We start from the raw sequence: 18,818 nt of genomic DNA, 5'->3' as shown, positions 1-18,818 counted from the left end.
AAATCATGTTGCACATTTGCAGGGATGCAACAGATGTTAAAGTTGTTATATGCCAAGCCGTATTATTGTCGTTGCGATGCTAGCCCTGCTGTTCACCACCTGTTCCCATGCCAGTATGGTGGACACCTATATGGCAGAACGCTCACGAATTCTCAGCCAGCCCTATGCCGAACGCTATGCTGCTCTGCAGCAATCCAGTGCCTTTGACGTAAAAACCCTGCTGGGGAGATACTTCTATAACACGGTATACATTAACACCAGCCAGTATGACCCCCTCTATACATTCAGTGCTGATGAACTGAGCCAACTCAAACAGACGTACCCTCAGATTTATTACGAGCATCAGGTATTTACTCTCAGATTCAGTGATATGGAAGCGCAGCAGATCATCTCCGAGCTGGAGGAAATCAAGCTGTTCGCGCAGCAAAAGCACTGGCAAAGAATCGAGCGCTGGGCCACTTCTGCATTGGTAGACGTACAAATTGGTGCCGGGCGCTACTATTCGGCCATTATCAATATGCAAAGTGTTGTCTCACACGCACCACATTTTGAAAAAACCGAAACCACTTACGACTACCCTCTGGTGGTTATTTACCGGGATATGGCAAATGCGCTGTATCACGCAGGGGACTACGTAAAGTCCTATCTGTACTGCCAGAAATACGGAGACTACCTGCCGAACGATCGCTTTACCCGTCTGGAATCGAAACTGTGTAAAGCGCGAGCAGAATTCAGACTCAAAAACTCCGATAACGCACTGGTGTTGGTGGCCCAGGTAATGAATGAAGCTCGTGAACACAATTACACTTACGTTCTGACCAACAGCTATACCTTTGCCGCACGCATCCATCTGGATCAAGGTCAGCTGGATTTGGCCAAGTCCTATGCGCTCGAAGGCCTGGATTATGCCCAGCAGGTAAACCACAAAATCCATGGCGAATATTTTTACTTCTACTATGTATTGGCTTCCGTGTATGCGCTTAAAGGAGATCCGCAAAAGGCGCAGGACTATTACCACAAAATGTTGGAAGCCCGCGGCCCCCTGGAACACGATTTACCCAGCGATAAGATGGTCATGACCGTGGAGCTGCAGCTGGCCGAATTGAGGAACAACAAGGATGAAATTATCGCCCTCTACAAGCGCCTGCTGGACAACAGGGAACGAATGCAAGACCAGGAATTGGCCTGGAAGGAATTCTCTACTATTACGGACAGACTGGATGAAAAGCAATTGTCACTACTGCGGGTAAAATCCCAGCTTGACCGCACCCAATCCAACAATATGACCCTTCTTGCAATCGTCACTTCCACTTTCAGCCTGGTTGGGTTGTTGCTGGTTGGCCGCCTGTGGCAACAAAAGCGCAGGATGGAAAGTTTCTCCCGTATGGACCAGCTAACAGGAGTTCCCAATCGCTGGCACGCTACCGAGTTAATTGAACAGAAACTGAACTCAATGCACAGACGCAACGATCCGTTCTGTCTGGCCCTTATCGACGTTGATCATTTTAAAAGCATTAATGATAGCTACGGCCATGATGTCGGAGACGCGGCGCTGATCCATCTGGCCAAACTGTTTAAGTATCAAATTCGTGAGGAGGACGTTTTTGGCCGTTATGGTGGTGAAGAGTTTATTTTATACCTGAGCGATGTGGCCTTGGCCGATGCAGAAAAGAAACTGGCCAAGCTCCAGTTTCTGCTGGAAAAGCGCCCCTTAAGTATCAATAGCAGTGAAGTTCCACTGCGATTTTCCGCCGGAATCATAGAAGTTAAATCCCAAGCGGACCTGACCCATTTAATTGCACAGTGCGACACATTACTGTACCGGGCCAAAAGCCGGGGCAGAAACCGTTCTGTCGGCGGTCGTTATGACCACTGTGCAGCCGAACCTGCCTGACAGGGGCCAATGACCAAGAGTGTTTCGCGTAAAAAGCGGGGCTTTATCAACACTCTGAAAGGCCCCTCGAGGCCTTTCTTATCCAGGTTAGAAGCAAACCGGCGAAGCTAGTTATTCACCGTAACACGCCCACTTACAGTGGAAATTTCCACCCTGGCATTCCCACCATTATGGCTGAATTCAAGCCACCGGCGCGGGCCATATTTGGCCTTCATCATCTGTTCATTACTGATATTGTTGATGATTCGGCCCCCTGCATGAGCTTCAATATCAAACCGTGCGGAAACGGACTCTTGGAAGCTCAGCTCAATACTACCTCCTACCGAAGATGCGCGGACATCACCGCTGTCCATCAGCGACATTGCTGCCTCAACCCGCCCGTTTACGGTATTCAGGTCCAACTCATTGACGTTCTGCAATGCCAGTTCAATATCGCCATTCACTGTCTCTACCTGCATTTCAGGACTGTCGCTGGATATTTCAATATCACCATTAACACTCTCAAAGCGCCCTTCTCCCTCTGCTCGATGGCTACCGCGGATGTGACCATTGACGGTTTCAATGCTTAAATCACCTGAAATGCCGTCGATATCTATATCACCATTTACCGATTCGAGACTTATCCTTCCTGCGAGCCCCCTGGCATCCACATCACCATTGACCACTTCAATCTGGGTGTCATTCAACACATCACTGATCGCAACACTGGCGTTAATTGAGTTATAACTCAGGCGGCTTTTTTGCGGGACGTAAATCGTAAGGTCATCACCATCACTGTCTCCACCGAAGCCCCAGTCATTGCGCTTGCGGGCCACTTCGACCCTGATAGACACCCGGTTGCCCTCACTGGTAAAAATGAACTCCTCGGTACGCTTGCCCAATTCACCGACCACACGAACCTGCTGCTGCTCCCACCCCTTGATGACAGCCTTGCCATTCATATGCTCAATATCCACATGCGGCGCTTCACCGGTTTCCCGGGTCTCGTTGACCGCCTGCTGCGCAAGCACAGTCGAGGTTACTGCCAGGAGCCCCAACCCCAGCAGCCACGCAGGTGTATATGAAGCCCGTTTCCTGATTTGCATTGAATAATTCATAATGTAACCTTCCTGCTTAGATTTGTTGCCATTTAGGCGCATGAACGCGCTCAATCAGCGTAATTTGTTGTTGGTAGACATTCTGTAACATACGCAATAGTGCGGTGTTATTCGGGTCCTGTGCCAAGGCGGATTTGATCGCTTCGGCGGCGGCATCAAGTTCACTCAGTTGCTGTTGCCAGTTTTCTGTCAGCGCTGCCTGCCCATCGTATTGCACCAACAGGGCCTGCTTTTGGGCTTCATGCTGGCTGCTGAGCGACTGAACCAGCGCATTGCCATCCAGCCCCTTTTCCGTTGCCAGTTGATTTACGCCAAGCCAGCTAACACTGACCAGAAAGGCTATACTGGCAGCTATCGCAAACCAGCTTGAGCGAACTGTGCCAACCGGCTTCGAGCCTGACTCACTGGCCTCCAGACCAAGCTCAACACCTCTCCAGAGGTCCCGCTCTGGCATTCGCTCATTTGGCAGCTTGTGTATTTGTTGTTGCAAATGCTGTTCAAATGACACGTTTTGCTTAGTTGTCTTCATAACCCATCCACTCTTTCAATAACTGCTTGGCCCGGTGAAACTGCGCCTTACTGGAACCCGTTGCCATGCCCAGCATTACGGCAATATCCTCATGCCGGTAACCTTCTATGGCGTGTAACACGAATACCATACGCGCCCTTTCCGGCAGTCGGACAATGTAACTTTCCAGGTCTACCGTATCTGCTGATAACTCCGCTGGCTGTTCAGCCAGGCTTTCATCAACCTGAAACATACGCTTCAGCCAACCCCGTTGCTTACGAATATAGCTAACGGTCACATTCGCGGTGACACTGTGCAGCCAGGTAGAAAACTTGCTTTGCCCGTTGTAATTGGACAGCTTGCGCCATAACTGTATAAACACTTCCTGGGTGGCGTCTTCTGCCATTGCACGTTCACCGGTAAGCCGGTAGCAAAGCGCATATACCCGCCCAACGTGCTGTTCATAAAGCTGATGATAAGCGTACTTATCACCCTGGCTGGCAGCCTGGATCACGGCCATTTCGCGAGCATGGCAAAAGGCATCCTGCGCATTCACCACTGTGCCTTGCGATTTTTCCATGGAGATTCTGCAACTTGTTTCTGATTGTCTGGAAGGTTAGTCGTAGCCTACTTGAGAAAGGTTTAAACAGAAACGAAATCTTTTTCTGCATTTTTTAGTGGCGGCTTTGAGTAGGCATGGCAACCAAAGAGCAGCGGTGGCATGATGGATCATCAACAGTAAACAGGAACCAGGGATGCACGTAACCGCGTTATTTGCCGGCAGGCCAACGGCCTTTGGACCCAGAGGGGCCAAAAGCAGCATTATCAAGCAACCCGTTGAATCAATCACCGTTCTGCAAGAGCGCACCCTTGAAGATGAACAGGCAAACAGGAAACTGCATGGTGGCCCTGAAAAAGTGTTGCACCAGTTCAGTTTGGCCGCATACGGTTTACTTCAGAGCCATTTTCCCGAAGGCCTTTTTGGTCCGGGAACAATCGGAGAGAATCTCACCGTTGATACCATGGACGACAGTAACGTGCAGGTAGGCGATGTATACCAGTTCGGCGATGTGATCCTTCAGGTAAGTGCTCCACGAGCACCGTGCAACAAAATTTCCCTTCGCTTTGACATTAAGAATCTTGATCGCTTCGTCGGGGCACGGGGAATCACTGGCTGGTATTACCGCGTGCTTGAGCCTGGTGTGATTCGGGTTGACGACCCGGTAGCAATTCTGTCCAGGCCTGAAGAATCCATCTGCATCGGGGACCTTATGCGCGCTGTCTATGATGACAGCCCCTGCGGTCAGCTCGACTATTACTCGCAGTTGCCCACCCTGGATGATGAATGGCGTCATAAATGCCTGCATAAGCTTGAAAAGCAACGCCGCAGCAAAGATGCGTGAATGGTTATTCGCCTATGGCACCTTGCTGAACGCTAAGCTGCAGCGTCAGATGTTCTTGGGTTGTCTGCCCCACATTGGGGCCACACTTCACGGCTGGCAGATTCGTTTAGGCCAGGACGGTTATCGCTTCATTTGCCCAGCGAATAAAATGTGGGTAGAGGGGGGCCTGTTGCGACTGAACCAGGCGCAACTCAGGCGCGCGGATTTGTGGGAAGAAGTACCAAAGTATCGGCGTGAAAGAGTTCGGGTTCAAACTGGCAAGCGGCGATTTCAGACCGCCTGGGTGTACACCCGTCGCGATGGCAAAGGCAGGAAACCACTGGGTGACGAAATGAGCCATCGTAACCCAAAGGCTCTGCACGCTGCCATAAAGGCTTTCTGTCGCCCGGTTAAAGATACAAAAAAAGCCGCGAGGGGTAACCCCAGGCGGCTTTTTCAGAATTGAGTTAACTCAATTAAGCTTCAGCGATAATAACCACTTTAGCTACAGCCATCACGTCAGAGTGCAACTGCAAGTCAACATCGTACTCGCCAGTTTCACGCAGAGTGCCGGTAGGCAGTTTAACTTCTGCTTTAGATACTTCAACGCCTGCTGCAGTGATTGCATCAGCGATGTCACGAGTACCTACAGAACCGAACAGCTTGCCTTCGTCACCCGCTGGAGCAGCAATGGTCACTTCGCCCAGTGCACTGATTTTCTCAGCACTGGCCTGAGCAGCCGCCAGCTGGTCAGCAATTTTTGCTTCCAGTTCAGCGCGACGCTGTTCAAATTTTTCCACGTTCTCTTTGGTTGCAGGAACTGCTTTACCTTGTGGGAACAGGAAGTTACGAGCAAAACCAGCTTTTACATTAACCTGGTCACCCAATCCGCCAAGATTGGCGATTTTGTCTAGTAGAATGATTTCCATCTAAGCTACCCCTTGTATATCGCCAAATTACTTGTGTGAATCAGTGTACGGCAGCAGTGCCAGGAAACGGGCACGCTTGATCGCAGTAGACAGCTGACGCTGATATTTAGCACTGGTACCAGTGATACGACTAGGAACAATTTTACCGCTCTCAGTGATGTAGTTTTTCAAAGTAGCGATGTCTTTGTAATCAATCTCGGTCACACCTTCTGCAGAAAAACGGCAGAACTTACGACGTCTGAAAAAACGAGCCATGGGTGTTCTCCTTACGCGTTATCTTCGGTGGTTTCGGTTTTACGCTCTGCACGCTCACCACGAGGGGCAGAATCTTCACGACGCTCACGACGCTCTTCTTTCATCATAGGAGAAGCTTCAGTGACCGCACCTTTGGTACGCATTACCAGGTTACGCAGGATAACATCGTTAAAGCGGAAAGCATTTTCCAGCTCGTCAACGGCTTCAGCAGTGGCTTCTGCGTTGATCAGAACGTAGTGTGCTTTGTGAAGCTTTTCGATTGGGTAAGCCAGTTGACGACGGCCCCAGTCTTCCAAACGGTGAATTTGGCCACCGTCTTGCTTCAGGATAGTGGTATAACGCTCGATCATACCAGGTACTTGTTCACTCTGGTCAGGGTGAACCATAAATACGATTTCGTAATGACGCATTAAACGCTCCTTACGGTTGTAGCCTCGACAGTACAGCCAGACTGTATGGAGACAAGGAACTAGGTTTGATTGGCTGTAAGGGCGCGCATTATATAGATCTTCGCAAATCTGCGCAATGATTAATCGCCAGCGGATTCAATCGGGTTGCAGTAGCACGGATTGGTGGTCAAGCCCAACCTTGGCGAAAGCAGATACCATGGACTAATGTGCCATCCCCAGATGATCGGCCCCCACCAGAATGGCCACCCCCAATAGTGCGGTGACTGACCAAACCGCGGTTTTACGACTCACCCGTTCACCCAGCACCCAGGCTACGCCAAGTGACAACACCACACTGGTGGCAAACAGGGTTTGTACAATAGCGGCCTTGGTATAGGTAAAGGCCACCATCTGCAGATAAAGTGCCGCCGCCGTGCCCAAAACGGTTGCACCCGCAAACAGCTGCCAGGTTCTGGCCTTGTTTTCGGTTTTGGGGATCCAGCGCTGACGCAACACCACCATTAAGAGGGTTACCATAACCATACCGCCAATGAGTCGGATCTGGCTGGCGTTGAAGGCATCCAGTTCATAGCTGGTCAGCATATCCCGGCTGACCACCGCGCCCACCGCCTGGCACAGCGCAGCAAGGCCGGCAAATACGTAACCCGACAACGCAAACAAATGCATGTCGGTGCGCTTTTGCACCTTGATAATCACATCTACCGAGAAAATAACCACAGCTATCCCCACCCATTGCTGCCAGGTAAGCCATTCGCCAATCCAAGCCATCGCCAGTAGTGCGGTGAAGATAGGTGCAAGGGTTTCGGCGATCAGGATCGCCTGGCTGTCGCCAATTTTGTTGAGAGCCTGAAAAAAGAAGGTATCACCCAGGCCAATTCCGATTACGCCACTGAAGAGTAACCAAGCATAGGCACTGGCAGGAAGGTTCACCGCAGGTACGAAAAACTGGGTAATGACAAGCAGCAACACGATGGCCACCAGCCCTTTCCAGAAATTCAGGGCCAAAGGTGAAAATGATTGCCCCAGTACACGAAACATGCGGGCCGCAACCGCCCAACACAGCGCTGTTGAAAGCGCAGCAATTTCTCCGATCATCAAGCTTTCCTGTTTATTTACCCGGCCTGCGTATCGTTACAGGCAAAACGGCGCACAGGGTAGCAGATAATGGCCTTCAGGCAAGTACGCCGAAAAAACCTTAAGAGCCGGTCAACAGAAAGCCCAATCACAGCCACGCAAAGTAATAAAAACATAACTAAAAGTTAATAATTTTTGACATAAAGTAATTATAATTGTACATTAATTCCACAATCGGTTTTGGAGAAACCAACATGGAACTGACGTTTAAAGAAAAAAGTGCCTGGATATCCTTTATCTGCACCATAGGGATATTCGGTTATTATTTTGTCGAGCTTATGGCCCTGTCCGGATCGGATACTGGCCAGACACGCACTGCTGCACTGTGGTTGTTGGGAAAGATCCTGATTATGTCGGTGGTGGTTGAGTCCGTGTTTCACGGCATGCTGGCAGTGGCCAATCCCAGCGGAGCACAAATGAACGGTGATGAACGGGATCGGCATATCGAGCAAAAGGCCAACCAGTATGGCTACTATGTGCTGTCTACCGGCGTGATCATTGTGATTGGCCGGATGGTCGTGCTGGAGGTATTTCCCGGTTTTGATGAGGCTCGCAGCTCACTGGCCATTCCCATGCTGACCATGCACATGCTGATGTTCAGCTTTGTGCTTTCAGAACTGACCCGTTTTGGTGCCCAAATCCTGATGCATCGGTGGGGTGAATAAGATGTCAGAATACCGGATCACCAACCGGGTGCGGGAAATGCGTTTTTTTGCCCATGAAATGACCCAACAGGAACTGGCTGAGCGGGTGGGCGTCACCCGCCAAACCATCATGGCAATTGAAAAAGGTAAGTACTCACCATCTTTGGAAGTGGCATTTAAAATAGCCCAGGTGTTCAACCAGCCACTCGACGCCCTATTCCAGTACCAGTGCGAGATAGATCGGTAACCCGCGAAGCCGCAGGCGCCGGCCCAACGAGCCCGGTCATGCTAGTCGAGTTGACGCACCCAGATATTGCGGAAACTGACTTCATTACCGTGATCCTGCAACTTCAACGGCGCGCATCCGTGGGTGGAATAGGAAGGTGCGCCAATCCACTCGGTTGTGCCCTGAATTTCCACATGGTTTTGCACCAACACCCCGTTGTGCAGCACGCTTATGTACCCCGCCTCAGTCAATGCTTCGCCATTAAAGCGGGGCGCTTGATAGATAATATCGTAAGTTTGCCACTCACCAGGTGGACGGGTCGCATTCACCAAAGGTATGTGCTGTTTATAAACGCTGGCCGCCTGTCCGTTGGAATAAGTCGGGTTTTGGTATGAGTCGAGAATTTGCACCTCATAACGCTGTTGCAGAAACACACCGCTGTTATTGCGTTGCTGCCCTTTCATTTTCACGTCCGGCTCAGGCGTGCGCCACTCCAGATGCAACTGAATGTCACAGAAACTGGCTTTGGAAAGGATATCTCCGGTACCCGGCTCCACTGTCATCACGCCATTTTCAAAACGCCATTCCGCTGCGTCGCCGTCAGTTTTTTGCCACGCAGACAACCCCTCGTTACCAAGTAATACTAAGGCATCCGATGGCGGTAGCTGGGCTGGTGCGTTTACTACAGAAGGAACTGGCTCCCACACCTCGGTTTTTTCAGCCTGCTTCCATTTTGGCTCGGCATCCTGAGCCAGAACTGAACTGACCATCAGGGTTGCCGCCCACACGGACAAATGTCGTAATACGCGCATAGAATTCTATCTCCTTGTTAGCAGGTTCTCAGGTAGCCCAAGCTCTATCGCCTTTTTGGTATGGCATGTCGCCATCGTAGCGCCCCGGTATCGCTGAGTAACGAAGCACTTTTGTTGCTCCAATCTGTGAAGTAAAAAAGCTATACAAAGTAAGCTGTTTAAACAGGGTAAAGTAATGTGGCACCGGCACAGGGGAGGCCCTATTCTGACTGTCAGGGCGTGCAGTTTCATTGCGATAAACGCCATGCTCGGCATTATAACGGCGCGCTTCCGTGTCCAGTCCGGTTAACAGTTGCAGCTTCTGCTCTGCCGTTAAAAGCAGGAAATCTTTGTTTAGCTTCTCCTTGCTGTAGCTGTTCAGCTGTGTCAGGCCATCCCTGAACGCCTGTCGCTCTGATGCGGTGTAACAGTCTGCGGCAAACACCACCATCATTGCGCCCACATTCGCCTCTTTAGCTCCTGGCGTGTCGGTTTTTGGCAAAATGACATCGCCCACCTCATTTAAAAAGGCCACATCCAGCTCAGAAAAGCCGGTATCATGCAGGTTCACCGCCGCTCTCTGCTCATAGGCAAACGCAGCGCCCCCGACGAAAGCCGTTCCTGTAGCGGCAGCAATTAATTTAAGTAATTCACGGCGCTCCATAATTAAATATCTCCCCGTTTCAACGCTTCAACCGCATAGGACGCAGCCCGGGCAGTCAGCGCCATGTAGGTCAGTGAAGGATTTACACAGGACGCAGAGGTCATGCAGGCTCCATCGGTCACAAACACATTGGGCGCATCCCAGACCTGGTTATGGCTGTTAAGCACCGATGTTTTTGGGTCCCGTCCCATCCTGGCAGTACCCATCTCGTGAATCCCCGTACCAGGCTTATAATCGGCATCAAAACCACGTATTTCCTTCAACCCCGCCGCTTCAAGCATTTCCATGGCGTCCTGTTGCATGTCCTTGCGCATCTTCAGTTCGTTTTCGGTCAATGCCACATCCATTTCAAGTACTGGTAATCCCCATTTGTCCTTAACGTCATGATTGAGATAAATGCGGTTTTTGTGCACCGGCAGAATTTCACCGAATCCGGTCATGCCGATTTGCCATCCGCCGGGTTCACTCATGGCTTGCTTGAGTTCAGCGCCTATGCCAAATTCAGCGATGTTCTTTCGCCAACCGCTTCGTGAGGCTCCGCCCTGATACCCGAACCCTCTCAGGTAATTCCGTTTATCATCACCCCAGTTTCTGAAGCGAGGGATGTAAAACCCGGTAGGACGACGACCAAAATAATAACGATCCTCAAAGCCTTCAACGCTGGCTGAAGCCCCAACCTGGAAGTGATGGTCCATCACATTGTGCCCAAGTTCACCGCTGGCACTGCCTAATCCACCTTCCCACACATCGGTGGCAGAATTCATCAGGATCCAGCTGGAGTTAAACGCCGAGGCATTCACAAACACAATTTTACTTTTGTATTCGTAAGTCTGGTTGTTTTCCGCGTCGATGATTTCCACACCTGTCGCACGCTTTTTGTCCTTGTCGTACAGCAGACGAGTCACAATTGAAAATGGGCGGACTGTAAGGTTGCCCGTTTTCATGGCGGCTGGCAGCGTAGAGGACTGAGTACTGAAATAGGCCCCGAACGGACAACCCAACCAGCATTTTCGCCGGTACTGACAGTTCACCCGGTTTTGTTCCGGCATCGCTTTGGTAATGTTGGCCATACGGGCATTGAGAATATGACGGGTACCCTTAAATGCCTTTTTGACCCTGGCCGCCACATCTTTTTCCACACAATTGAGTTCCATGGCAGGCAGAAACTGGCCGTCGGGCAATACATCCAGGCCATCCCGGTTTCCGCTGATGCCGGCAAAACGCTCAACATAGTCATACCAGGGTGCAAGATCTTCGTAGCGAATGGGCCAGTCTACCGCTACACCTTCTTTGGCGTTGGCGAGAAAATCCTCTTCGTTCCAGCGATAGCTATGCCGCCCCCACAACAGTGAGCGCCCGCCTACATGATATCCGCGGATCCAGGTGAATGGCTGCTTTTCGACATAGGGAGATTCCTGTTCGTTTGCCCACATTCCAAACGTAGACTCATTAAGCTGGTACCCCCTTGACAATACCGGGTAATCCAAATGCATCTGCTGGGTGGGCACATCTCGGTGTGGGTAGTCCCAGGCTTCCTTGTGCGCGTTGACATAATCTTTGACATGTTCGATGTTGCGCCCACGCTCCAGCATCAGCACTTTAAGCCCTTTTTCCGCAAGTTCTTTGGCGGCCCAGCCGCCACTGATCCCGGAACCGATTACGATTGCATCATAGTCATTATTAGCCATGCCTTGTCCTTATACTCAAAAAGTGCCCGGGGCTGTCAACGAGGTTACACATCACAAATCTGAATCGCACTGCGCAGCGATTCAATCTTGCCCGCCCGGTCTTTGGGGGTGGGCACAAATTCCTGCGCCAGGTAGCCATCAAACCCGGTTTTCTGAATGGCTCGTACAATAGCGGGATAATTCAATTCCTGGTTGTCATCAATTTCATGCCGCCCCGGTACCCCAGCAGTATGGTAATGCCCGATGTAGGCGTGATTTTGCTGAATGGTCCGTATCACGTCACCTTCATCAATTTGCATGTGGTATATATCGTATAAAAGCTTGAAGTTCGGTGACTCCAGCCGTTTACACAATTCCACTCCCCAAGGAGTGTTATCTGCCATGTAATCCGGGTGATTGATTTTGCTGTTAAGCAATTCCATTTGAATTACCACACCTTTTTGTTCAGCTTTAGGCAGAATCTGGCTTAAGCCTATGACCGCATTTTCGAGGCCCTGTTCAGGCGTTAAGTCACGTGTGTTACCGCTGAAACAAATCAGGTTTTTATAGCCAGCCTCAGCAACTTTATCGATGTGCTCCAGATACCGGGGAATCAGGGCTTCATGGAAGCGGCTGTCAGCCCAACCATCCTTAAGGTTGAGCTCAGCTCCGTTACACATCGAAGAATCCACTCCATGCTGCTTGAGTACCGGCCAGTCTTCGGGGCCCACAAGGTCAATAGCAGAAAACCCCAACTGACGTACCACTATGCACAATTCCTCAATGCTTAGGTGTTTATAGGTCCAGCGGCTGACCGAATGGTTTACGTTGCCTTTCAAAGGTAACGCTGAAGATTGATTCGCCAGGGCCCGCACTGGCAGCGCCGAGGCGAGCCCCACTCCGCTCAAAGCCATCCCTTTCAGTAACCTTCTTCGAGACTCATGCATTGGCTGATACCTTCTCTGTTTTAAAAATAAACCCAAAAAGAACCAGCACCACAAATGCAAAGCCCGCTGGGAATAACCAGATGCTGGCCCAGATGCGTTCATCCTGCTGGGTGTACATGTCAGTAATTTGTCCTGCAACGGCAAAACCGATGAGCATGCCCACACCATAAGTTGCCAGCGTAATTAAGCCCTGCGCCGCACTACGGGAATGCTCTGTGGCTTTTGCGTTGGTGTATATCTGCCCGGATACAAAGAAAAAGTCATAGCAAATACCATGCAGAGCAATGCCTGTGAGCAGCAGCAATACACCACTGTCTGCATTGCCATAGGCAAACAGAACATAGCGCAGCGCCCAGGCAAACATACCAAGCAACAAGGTGATTTTGATCCCGAAGCGGTTGAGGAACACCGGTAACGCCAACATAAACAGAACTTCCGACATCTGACCTATGGTCATTTTTCCGGTTGCGTTTTCAACGCCAATGTCAGTCAGGAAGGGATTGGCATTCTGATAATAGAAAGCCAGTGGGATGCAAATCAGTATTGAGGACAGAAAAAATATCAAAAAGTTACGCTCCCGGAGCATGGAAAGCGCATCAATTCCGAGGATTTCACGCAGCCCTGTGCTTTCACCAGCCACCTTTGGAGGTGTGGCTGGCAAGGTAAAGCTGAACAGCCCCATAAGCAACGAAACTAAAGAACAAAGCAGGAAGGTATTGCGCAACATGCCTCCTGCGATAGCCTCAGTGGAATCCCATGAGAATCCATAGCTAATAACCAGGCCAGCAACTATCCAGCCAACGGTACCCCATACACGCACTTTGCCAAACTCTTTGGAAGGATCCTGCATTTGCCCGAAAGACACTGAATTTACCAGTGCAAGCGTTGGCATGTAGGCTGTCATGTAACCCAGAACATAAGGGTAGAAGTTGCCAAAATTTTGCGCCTGATACATCTGATACATAAGTAATGCACCTATCAGATGCAACACACCCAGAACCCGCTCTGCGTTGAAATAGCGGTCAGCTATAAGGCCAACAACAAATGGCGCAATTATGGCCCCCCAGGACTGAGTGGAAAAGGCCATGCCAATTTCACTGCCGGTGGCACCCAGGCTGTTGCCCAGAAAAGTACCCAAGGTAACAAACCAGCCCCCCCAGATAAAAAACTGCAAAAACATCATTACGCTCAAGCGCAGGGTGACGCTACTCATTGACTTTCTCCTTTATCCACCGTTTTGCAGGCCATTGCACGACGATTTATTCTTATTCCAAACCCAATATTCTGCGGTTGCGCGCTTCACTGCTTACGGCTCCGGCAAAGTCATCGAAGGCATGCTGTGCCCGATTTATCATATGCGAAGCAATGAAAGGAGCCCCTTCCGCTGCGCCCTGTGCTGAGTCTTTCAGACAGCATTCCCATTCCAGCACCGCCCACCCGTCAAAACCGTACTGAGTTAATTTGCTGAAAATGCTTTTGAAATCGACCTGCCCGTCTCCCAGCGAGCGGAAACGGCCCGGGCGGTCCACCCAGTCTTCATACCCGCCGTAGACTCCGGCACGGCCAGTTGGATTGAATTCGGCATCTTTAACGTGGAACATTTTGATGCGGTCATGATAACGATCGATAAAGTCCAGGTAGTCCAGTTGCTGGAGTACAAAGTGGCTAGGGTCGAACAAAATGTTAGCTCTGGGGTGCTGGTTAACTGCAGCGAGAAAGCGCTCAAAGGTTGCACCATCATGAAGATCTTCGCCCGGATGGATTTCATAGCAAACATCTACGCCGGCCTCATCAAACGCATCGAGAATTGGCAACCAGCGATTTGCCAGTTCCTTGAAGCCCTGCTCCACCAGACCAGCAGGTCGCTGTGGCCAGGGGTAAACCAGATGCCAGAGCAGTGCGCCAGAAAATGTGGCATGGGCCTTGAGGCCGAGGCGCTGGCTTGCCTTAGCCGCCAGCGTCATTTGATTCACTGCCCACTCTGTGCGGGCTTTTGGATTGCCGTGCAAGGCGGCGGGGGCAAAGTTGTCGAAAAGTTCGTCGTAGGCAGGGTGCACAGCCACAAGCTGCCCCTGGAGGTGAGTGGAAAGTTCAGTAATTTCTACCCCGCCCTGCCTGCATAGGCCCGCCACTTCGTCACAGTAGTCCTGGCTACTGGCAGCCAGTTCCAAATCAAAGATGCCGGCATCGTTGGTGGGCACCTGGATCCCTTTGTAGCCAAGATCCCCGGCCCATTTTGCCATCCCTGCCAGGCTGTCAAATGGGGTCTGATGACCCGCAAACTGGGCGAGAAAAATTGCCGGACCTTTCATTGAATTCATCGCGTATTCTCCTTCCGTTTACGCTTTAGAAACACAGCGGGTGTCGGCAACCTTGTGCCACTTCTCATTGCTGTTGCTGCTTGCAAGCATGGCATCGATAAAGGCCATTCCCCTTAAGCCTGAGCCGATGCCCGGGACACCTTCGGCTTTGCCACTCTGTTTGCTTCGAACAGCCCGGGCAAAGTCGGTGTAAAGATTCGCCATGGCTTCAAGATATCCCTCAGGGTGCCCACCCGGTGTGCGGCAACGAGCCAATGCGTCTTGGCACAAACCGGGCTGGCCGAGCCCGGCCCTGAGTACTCTAAAAGGCTCACCGGCTGGACTGTGAATGAGCGAGTTGGGCTCCATCTGTCGCCATTCCAGCCCGCCTTTTTCACCATAGACCCGAATTTTGAGAGCGTTTTCCTCACCGGCGCACACCTGGCTGGCAAGCAACACACCGCTCGCGCCTTTACCGGTGCGTATCAGCGCAGCTCCGTCATCATCAAGGCGTCGGCCGTCTACATGCGTTTTCAGCTCGGCACACAATTCGGTTATCCGATCAGTCAATACAAACTCAGCGAGCCCGAATGCATGGGTACCAATATCGCCCATGCAACCACTGCCCCCCGCAAGATTCGGATCGGTACGCCAAGACGCCTGCTTATTGTGAAGTTCTTCTTCCTGAGACAGCCAGCCCTGAGGATATTCGACGTAAACTTTTCGAATGCTGCCCAACAGGCCTTCCTGCACCATGTGACGAGCCTGCCAGACCAGAGGGTAGCCAAGATAGGTGTGTGCAAGGCCGTAAAGTCGGTCCGATTTTTCCAGAACATCCGCCAGAGCCTGTGCTTCTGCCAGCGAAACCGCTGCCGGTTTCTCGCAAAACACATGAAAGCCCGCCTCGATTGCGGCAACCGACACAGGTACGTGCAGATGGTTCGGCGTCACGATAACCACAGCCTGCATTTGCACGCTTTTAGGAAGTTTCGCTTCCTGCTCCAGCATTTGCTGCCAGGAAGCATAAATTCTTTCATTATCCAGCCCCAGTGACTCGCCGGTCTGAAGATTGTTAGCGGCATCCCGGCTAAAGGCACCGCATACCAGCTCAAAGTCACCGTCCAGGCCATATGCATGACGATGCACCGCACCAATAAACGCCCCCGCGCCCCCGCCAATCATACCAATCCGGATTTTTGCTTGCTTACTCATGGCCGCTTCCTTGTACTCTCTTTGGCCCGTCAATCTCACGGGTTGTTACTGAGATGTAATTAAAGTTAAAATGTAACGGATTACATTTCAAGCTGTCAACTTTCAAATTGCTCAAATATCGCTCAATACGCATCAAGAGGCTGTGTTATGCCAGGAGCCTTCCCATATGCTGTATGTTTTTTGTTATAAAAACTGGATCTTTCTTATTTTATCGATAATTATTGCTTATATTTTGATACCGGTTACATTTCTTAAAAAACACGATTATCTGGAGAAAAAACAACAGCATGCCTACTATTCGCGAAGTTGCCCTACTGGCTGGAGTTTCGGTGGCAACCGTGTCCAGAACATTGCAGCAACCTGAGCGGGTATCTCCCAAAACCCGCCAGAAAGTTATGTCTGCGGTAGCGGAGGTGGGGTACAAGCCGAATCTGATGGCGGTCAAGTTTCGCTCAGGTAAAACTCACAATTTGGTGGTTTTGGTTCCGACTGTGGCGAACGTATTTTTCGCCAGGGTGATCAGCGGAATGCAGCAAACCGCTGCTGAACACGGTTACGCAATATTACTGGCCAATACGCTTGGCAACGCCACTATCGAAACTGACTACGCAAAAATGGTGCAAACCTCACAGGCAGACGGATTGATCCAGCTTAGAGCGTTCAACCCTTTCGATTCGTCTGTGGTTAACGGCCACGGCCTTTACCCAATGGTGAATGCCTGCGAAACCCTTGAGCAGATTGCATGCCCAGTCGTGACCCTGGACAACCGTCGGGCGGCCAAAGCCATGACCGAGCACCTGTTGTCACTGGGTCACCGGCGGATAGCCCTGATCAAAGGCCCGAAAGACAGTCCGCTGACCCGCCAGCGCCTTGCCGGGTATCAGGATGCGCTTGCCCAGGCGGGCATAGACTTCGACGAGCGCCTGTTGTTTGCCGGAGACTTCACCCTGCAATCCGGGCATACGGCGGCACAACAAATTTTGAATCAACAGCATCGCCCCACTGCGGTGTTTTGCGAGAACGATGAAACCGCCATCGGTGCGATACAGGCCTTCAAACAAGCCGGTATGAAAATTCCGCACGATATGTCTGTTGCAGGCTTCGACGACATTGCCTTTGCCCGGTTTTGCGATCCTCCGCTGACCACAATTGCGCAGCCAGCCGAGGAGTTTGGGCGCACTGCGGTGACTTTACTTATCGATTTAATTGAACAAAAGCTAACCAAAGCGCCCACGGTGATCATGCCGTATGAACTGATTGTCAGAGAGAGTACCGGGCCTGCCCCCGGTTTCCAGGGCTGACGGGGTGCGAATAGTCATTTGGCCCTTCAAAACTACAACCGACAACACGGAGAATAACCATGCCTGGTACCCAACAACCCTATGTTGCCGAATGCAATCTCACGCCGGTAGCAAGCCCCTTTGAAAGGCGTCAGTTTCTTAAGCTCGGCGCAACTGTGCTGAGCGCAGGCATGCTGCCCAACTTTGCCTCCTTTGCCAGTGCAACCTCCTCTCCCCAGGTGGGCCTGCAACTCTACACCCTAAGAGACTGGATGGCGGCGAGCGTTCCGGCAACCCTTAAAATGGTGTCTGCTGTTGGATATTCTGAAGTGGAATTTGCCGGTTATTTTGACCACTCCGCCAGCGAAATACGCGCCATCCTGAATGGGGAAGGCCTGCGTTCTCCTTCTGCTCATTTCGCGCTCGACAAAATGATCAGCGACACCAGCGCGATTCTTGACGCCGCGCAGGAAGTGGGCCATCAGTATATTGTGATCCCCTACCTGTCCAAGGAGCAACGGGGAACCCATATCGATGACTACAAAAAACTTGCGCAACAACTGAATGAAATTGGTGAGGCCTGCAAGAAAGCGGGTATACAGCTTGCCTACCACAACCACGACTTTGAATTTGAACGTCGCCAGGACCAACTCCCCTTTGATGTCCTTCTGGACGAAACCGAGCCCGGCCTGGTTTGTATGGAACTCGACCTTTACTGGACAGTAAAGGCAGGCCAGGACCCGATGACCTATTTCAACCTGCACCCGGGCCGATTCAAGCTCTGGCATGTAAAAGACATGGACGCCAACGGGGAATTTGCCGACGTAGGAACCGGTAACATCAATTTCGAAGCCATCTTCGCCCAGGCCGAAAAGGCCGGGGTTGAGCACTTTTACGTTGAACGCGACCGCACAGACAATAAACTGCAAACCATTCAGCAAGGCTTCCTTGGAGTGTCTCAACTGCTTGGATAACCCTGCTGGAAAGTTACCCGCCGGGGCACACCCGGCACCTTCCCCGGGTATAATCTTCAACACCTAAATTACCGACAAAAGCTGGCGACATGACGGGTTATCGCTACAATGACGCTTTTTTCAGTCGCCAGCCACATGCAGCACGGCAACAGGACACAAGGACATTCCCGATGGTTGAAGTACTTGGCCAGATAAGCCAATGGTTATCAGGGTATTACACCGAAATGAGTCTGATGTTGATGGCCACCATTCTGGTGGTATACGGAGACATCATTAACAAGCACGTGAAGCAGTTGCTCTCGTCGTACCATTTTATCATTCGCACCAGCCTGTTCATTCTGTTGTGTGCATTCGGCTATGGTGCCCTGACCTTATACGGCGCTCCGTTTTTATTGCACATCATTAAATACCTGCCGTGGTATTTGCAGGGTGTGGGATTTATTGGTGCCTTTGTACTAATCGGGATCCTGGCGGAACGGCGCCGCTATATTTAACCCGGCCCGG

At 51.2% G+C, this 18,818-nt stretch carries 22 protein-coding genes; 8 read left to right on the top strand and 14 right to left on the bottom strand.

Annotated elements, in window-relative coordinates; translation table 11 throughout:
- Window positions 1-49: 49 nt before the first annotated feature.
- Window positions 50-1,894 carry a tetratricopeptide repeat-containing diguanylate cyclase gene (locus DXV75_RS10025; RefSeq protein ID WP_115593268.1) on the top strand — a complete coding sequence of 615 codons (1,845 nt, stop codon included), beginning with the start codon at window positions 50-52 and terminating at the stop codon, window positions 1,892-1,894.
- A gap of 107 nt (window positions 1,895-2,001) precedes the next feature.
- Here the strand turns inward: DXV75_RS10025 and DXV75_RS10020 are convergent, their stop codons facing one another.
- The 3 genes from DXV75_RS10020 to DXV75_RS10010 are packed head-to-tail and all read right to left on the bottom strand — an operon-like array spanning window position 2,002 to window position 4,079.
- A complete protein-coding gene (locus tag DXV75_RS10020; protein WP_245953170.1) occupies window positions 2,002-2,991 on the bottom strand; it encodes a DUF4097 family beta strand repeat-containing protein in 990 nt (329 codons plus the stop codon).
- Window positions 2,992-3,007: 16 nt separating this feature from the next.
- Window positions 3,008-3,520 (bottom strand): hypothetical protein, encoded by a 513-nt coding sequence (locus DXV75_RS10015; RefSeq protein WP_115593267.1) that lies wholly within the window; start codon window positions 3,518-3,520, stop codon window positions 3,008-3,010.
- Window positions 3,507-4,079, bottom strand: coding sequence for an RNA polymerase sigma factor (locus DXV75_RS10010; RefSeq protein ID WP_115593266.1), 573 nt, complete (start codon window positions 4,077-4,079; stop codon window positions 3,507-3,509). Before DXV75_RS10010 ends, DXV75_RS10015 begins: the two co-directional genes overlap by 14 nt.
- Window positions 4,080-4,254: 175 nt before the next feature.
- Between DXV75_RS10010 and DXV75_RS10005 the strand changes: the two genes are divergently transcribed.
- Window positions 4,255-4,902, top strand: a complete 648-nt coding sequence (locus DXV75_RS10005; protein ID WP_115593265.1) for an MOSC domain-containing protein — start codon at window positions 4,255-4,257, stop codon at window positions 4,900-4,902.
- Complete coding sequence (locus tag DXV75_RS10000; protein WP_181898399.1) at window positions 4,895-5,347, top strand: gamma-glutamylcyclotransferase family protein; 453 nt, start codon at window positions 4,895-4,897, stop codon at window positions 5,345-5,347. Before DXV75_RS10005 ends, DXV75_RS10000 begins: the two co-directional genes overlap by 8 nt.
- Before the next feature lie 10 nt (window positions 5,348-5,357).
- Here the strand turns inward: DXV75_RS10000 and rplI are convergent, their stop codons facing one another.
- From rplI to DXV75_RS09980, 4 genes are all read right to left on the bottom strand, one after another.
- The gene (gene rplI, locus DXV75_RS09995) at window positions 5,358-5,810 is read right to left on the bottom strand and encodes a 50S ribosomal protein L9 (protein WP_115593263.1); all 453 of its coding nucleotides are present in this window, start codon (window positions 5,808-5,810) and stop codon (window positions 5,358-5,360) included.
- Between the two features lie 27 nt (window positions 5,811-5,837).
- Window positions 5,838-6,065: a 30S ribosomal protein S18 gene (rpsR, locus tag DXV75_RS09990; protein WP_115593262.1), complete on the bottom strand. Its 228-nt coding sequence runs from the start codon at window positions 6,063-6,065 to the stop codon at window positions 5,838-5,840.
- An 11-nt stretch (window positions 6,066-6,076) separates the two neighbouring features.
- Window positions 6,077-6,475, bottom strand: a complete 399-nt coding sequence (rpsF, locus tag DXV75_RS09985; RefSeq protein ID WP_115593261.1) for a 30S ribosomal protein S6 — start codon at window positions 6,473-6,475, stop codon at window positions 6,077-6,079.
- 201 nt (window positions 6,476-6,676) lie between these two features.
- On the bottom strand, window positions 6,677-7,567 hold the full coding sequence (locus tag DXV75_RS09980) for a DMT family transporter (protein WP_115593342.1): 891 nt from the start codon (window positions 7,565-7,567) through the stop codon (window positions 6,677-6,679).
- Window positions 7,568-7,803: 236 nt separating this feature from the next.
- Here DXV75_RS09980 and DXV75_RS09975 point away from each other — a divergent pair, with 236 nt between their 5' ends.
- Both DXV75_RS09975 and DXV75_RS09970 read left to right on the top strand, forming a co-directional pair.
- Complete coding sequence (locus DXV75_RS09975) at window positions 7,804-8,274, top strand: hypothetical protein (protein ID WP_147291822.1); 471 nt, start codon at window positions 7,804-7,806, stop codon at window positions 8,272-8,274.
- Between the two features lies 1 nt (window position 8,275).
- Window positions 8,276-8,500, top strand: coding sequence for a helix-turn-helix transcriptional regulator (locus DXV75_RS09970; protein ID WP_115593259.1), 225 nt, complete (start codon window positions 8,276-8,278; stop codon window positions 8,498-8,500).
- A 41-nt stretch (window positions 8,501-8,541) separates the two neighbouring features.
- Here the strand turns inward: DXV75_RS09970 and DXV75_RS09965 are convergent, their stop codons facing one another.
- The 7 genes from DXV75_RS09965 to DXV75_RS09935 are packed head-to-tail and all read right to left on the bottom strand — an operon-like array spanning window position 8,542 to window position 16,060.
- Window positions 8,542-9,291 carry a 3-keto-disaccharide hydrolase gene (locus DXV75_RS09965; RefSeq protein ID WP_115593258.1) on the bottom strand — a complete coding sequence of 250 codons (750 nt, stop codon included), beginning with the start codon at window positions 9,289-9,291 and terminating at the stop codon, window positions 8,542-8,544.
- 28 nt (window positions 9,292-9,319) lie between these two features.
- A complete protein-coding gene (locus DXV75_RS09960) occupies window positions 9,320-9,934 on the bottom strand; it encodes a gluconate 2-dehydrogenase subunit 3 family protein (protein ID WP_115593257.1) in 615 nt (204 codons plus the stop codon).
- A 2-nt stretch (window positions 9,935-9,936) separates the two neighbouring features.
- Entirely contained in the window at window positions 9,937-11,622 is a 1,686-nt protein-coding gene (locus tag DXV75_RS09955; RefSeq protein WP_115593256.1) for a GMC oxidoreductase, read from the bottom strand.
- Window positions 11,623-11,666: 44 nt separating this feature from the next.
- Window positions 11,667-12,548, bottom strand: coding sequence for a hydroxypyruvate isomerase family protein (locus DXV75_RS09950; protein WP_115593255.1), 882 nt, complete (start codon window positions 12,546-12,548; stop codon window positions 11,667-11,669).
- Window positions 12,541-13,761 (bottom strand): nucleoside permease, encoded by a 1,221-nt coding sequence (locus tag DXV75_RS09945; protein ID WP_115593254.1) that lies wholly within the window; start codon window positions 13,759-13,761, stop codon window positions 12,541-12,543. The genes DXV75_RS09950 and DXV75_RS09945 overlap by 8 nt, the downstream gene beginning before the upstream one ends.
- Window positions 13,762-13,813: 52 nt before the next feature.
- The gene (locus DXV75_RS09940; protein WP_115593253.1) at window positions 13,814-14,869 is read right to left on the bottom strand and encodes a sugar phosphate isomerase/epimerase family protein; all 1,056 of its coding nucleotides are present in this window, start codon (window positions 14,867-14,869) and stop codon (window positions 13,814-13,816) included.
- An 18-nt stretch (window positions 14,870-14,887) separates the two neighbouring features.
- Entirely contained in the window at window positions 14,888-16,060 is a 1,173-nt protein-coding gene (locus DXV75_RS09935) for a Gfo/Idh/MocA family protein (protein ID WP_115593252.1), read from the bottom strand.
- 287 nt (window positions 16,061-16,347) lie between these two features.
- Here DXV75_RS09935 and DXV75_RS09930 point away from each other — a divergent pair, with 287 nt between their 5' ends.
- The 3 genes from DXV75_RS09930 to DXV75_RS09920 all read left to right on the top strand — a co-directional run bounded on the left by DXV75_RS09930 (window position 16,348) and on the right by DXV75_RS09920 (window position 18,808).
- The gene (locus DXV75_RS09930; protein WP_115593251.1) at window positions 16,348-17,361 is read left to right on the top strand and encodes a LacI family DNA-binding transcriptional regulator; all 1,014 of its coding nucleotides are present in this window, start codon (window positions 16,348-16,350) and stop codon (window positions 17,359-17,361) included.
- A 59-nt stretch (window positions 17,362-17,420) separates the two neighbouring features.
- Window positions 17,421-18,314, top strand: coding sequence for a sugar phosphate isomerase/epimerase family protein (locus tag DXV75_RS09925; protein ID WP_115593250.1), 894 nt, complete (start codon window positions 17,421-17,423; stop codon window positions 18,312-18,314).
- An 89-nt stretch (window positions 18,315-18,403) separates the two neighbouring features.
- Window positions 18,404-18,808: a DUF3392 domain-containing protein gene (locus DXV75_RS09920; protein WP_245953169.1), complete on the top strand. Its 405-nt coding sequence runs from the start codon at window positions 18,404-18,406 to the stop codon at window positions 18,806-18,808.
- The last annotated feature ends 10 nt before the right edge of the window (window positions 18,809-18,818 follow it).

It is taken from the genome of Alteromonas aestuariivivens, from assembly GCF_003367475.1.
GTDB classification, from domain to species: domain Bacteria; phylum Pseudomonadota; class Gammaproteobacteria; order Enterobacterales; family Alteromonadaceae; genus Alteromonas; species Alteromonas aestuariivivens.
This window is presented reverse-complemented; position numbering and strand designations above follow the sequence as displayed.

Excerpts from the sequence above, each read along its gene's own strand:
- DXV75_RS09965 (WP_115593258.1), bottom strand. The coding sequence starts at position 9,291 with ATGCGCGTATTACGACATTTGTCCGTGTGGGCGGCAACCCTGATGGTC.
- rpsF (WP_115593261.1), bottom strand. The coding sequence starts at position 6,475 with ATGCGTCATTACGAAATCGTATTTATGGTTCACCCTGACCAGAGTGAA.
- DXV75_RS10025 (WP_115593268.1), top strand. The coding sequence starts at position 50 with ATGCCAAGCCGTATTATTGTCGTTGCGATGCTAGCCCTGCTGTTCACC.
- DXV75_RS09960 (WP_115593257.1), bottom strand. The coding sequence starts at position 9,934 with ATGGAGCGCCGTGAATTACTTAAATTAATTGCTGCCGCTACAGGAACG.
- DXV75_RS09945 (WP_115593254.1), bottom strand. The coding sequence starts at position 13,761 with ATGAGTAGCGTCACCCTGCGCTTGAGCGTAATGATGTTTTTGCAGTTT.
- DXV75_RS10015 (WP_115593267.1), bottom strand. The coding sequence starts at position 3,520 with ATGAAGACAACTAAGCAAAACGTGTCATTTGAACAGCATTTGCAACAA.
- DXV75_RS09955 (WP_115593256.1), bottom strand. The coding sequence starts at position 11,622 with ATGGCTAATAATGACTATGATGCAATCGTAATCGGTTCCGGGATCAGT.
- DXV75_RS10005 (WP_115593265.1), top strand. The coding sequence starts at position 4,255 with ATGCACGTAACCGCGTTATTTGCCGGCAGGCCAACGGCCTTTGGACCC.
- DXV75_RS09950 (WP_115593255.1), bottom strand. The coding sequence starts at position 12,548 with ATGCATGAGTCTCGAAGAAGGTTACTGAAAGGGATGGCTTTGAGCGGA.
- DXV75_RS09975 (WP_147291822.1), top strand. The coding sequence starts at position 7,804 with ATGGAACTGACGTTTAAAGAAAAAAGTGCCTGGATATCCTTTATCTGC.
- DXV75_RS10000 (WP_181898399.1), top strand. The coding sequence starts at position 4,895 with ATGCGTGAATGGTTATTCGCCTATGGCACCTTGCTGAACGCTAAGCTG.
- DXV75_RS09940 (WP_115593253.1), bottom strand. The coding sequence starts at position 14,869 with ATGAATTCAATGAAAGGTCCGGCAATTTTTCTCGCCCAGTTTGCGGGT.
- DXV75_RS09970 (WP_115593259.1), top strand. The coding sequence starts at position 8,276 with ATGTCAGAATACCGGATCACCAACCGGGTGCGGGAAATGCGTTTTTTT.
- DXV75_RS09935 (WP_115593252.1), bottom strand. The coding sequence starts at position 16,060 with ATGAGTAAGCAAGCAAAAATCCGGATTGGTATGATTGGCGGGGGCGCG.
- DXV75_RS09925 (WP_115593250.1), top strand. The coding sequence starts at position 17,421 with ATGCCTGGTACCCAACAACCCTATGTTGCCGAATGCAATCTCACGCCG.
- DXV75_RS09920 (WP_245953169.1), top strand. The coding sequence starts at position 18,404 with ATGACGGGTTATCGCTACAATGACGCTTTTTTCAGTCGCCAGCCACAT.
- DXV75_RS10010 (WP_115593266.1), bottom strand. The coding sequence starts at position 4,079 with ATGGAAAAATCGCAAGGCACAGTGGTGAATGCGCAGGATGCCTTTTGC.
- rplI (WP_115593263.1), bottom strand. The coding sequence starts at position 5,810 with ATGGAAATCATTCTACTAGACAAAATCGCCAATCTTGGCGGATTGGGT.
- DXV75_RS10020 (WP_245953170.1), bottom strand. The coding sequence starts at position 2,991 with ATGAATTATTCAATGCAAATCAGGAAACGGGCTTCATATACACCTGCG.
- DXV75_RS09930 (WP_115593251.1), top strand. The coding sequence starts at position 16,348 with ATGCCTACTATTCGCGAAGTTGCCCTACTGGCTGGAGTTTCGGTGGCA.
- rpsR (WP_115593262.1), bottom strand. The coding sequence starts at position 6,065 with ATGGCTCGTTTTTTCAGACGTCGTAAGTTCTGCCGTTTTTCTGCAGAA.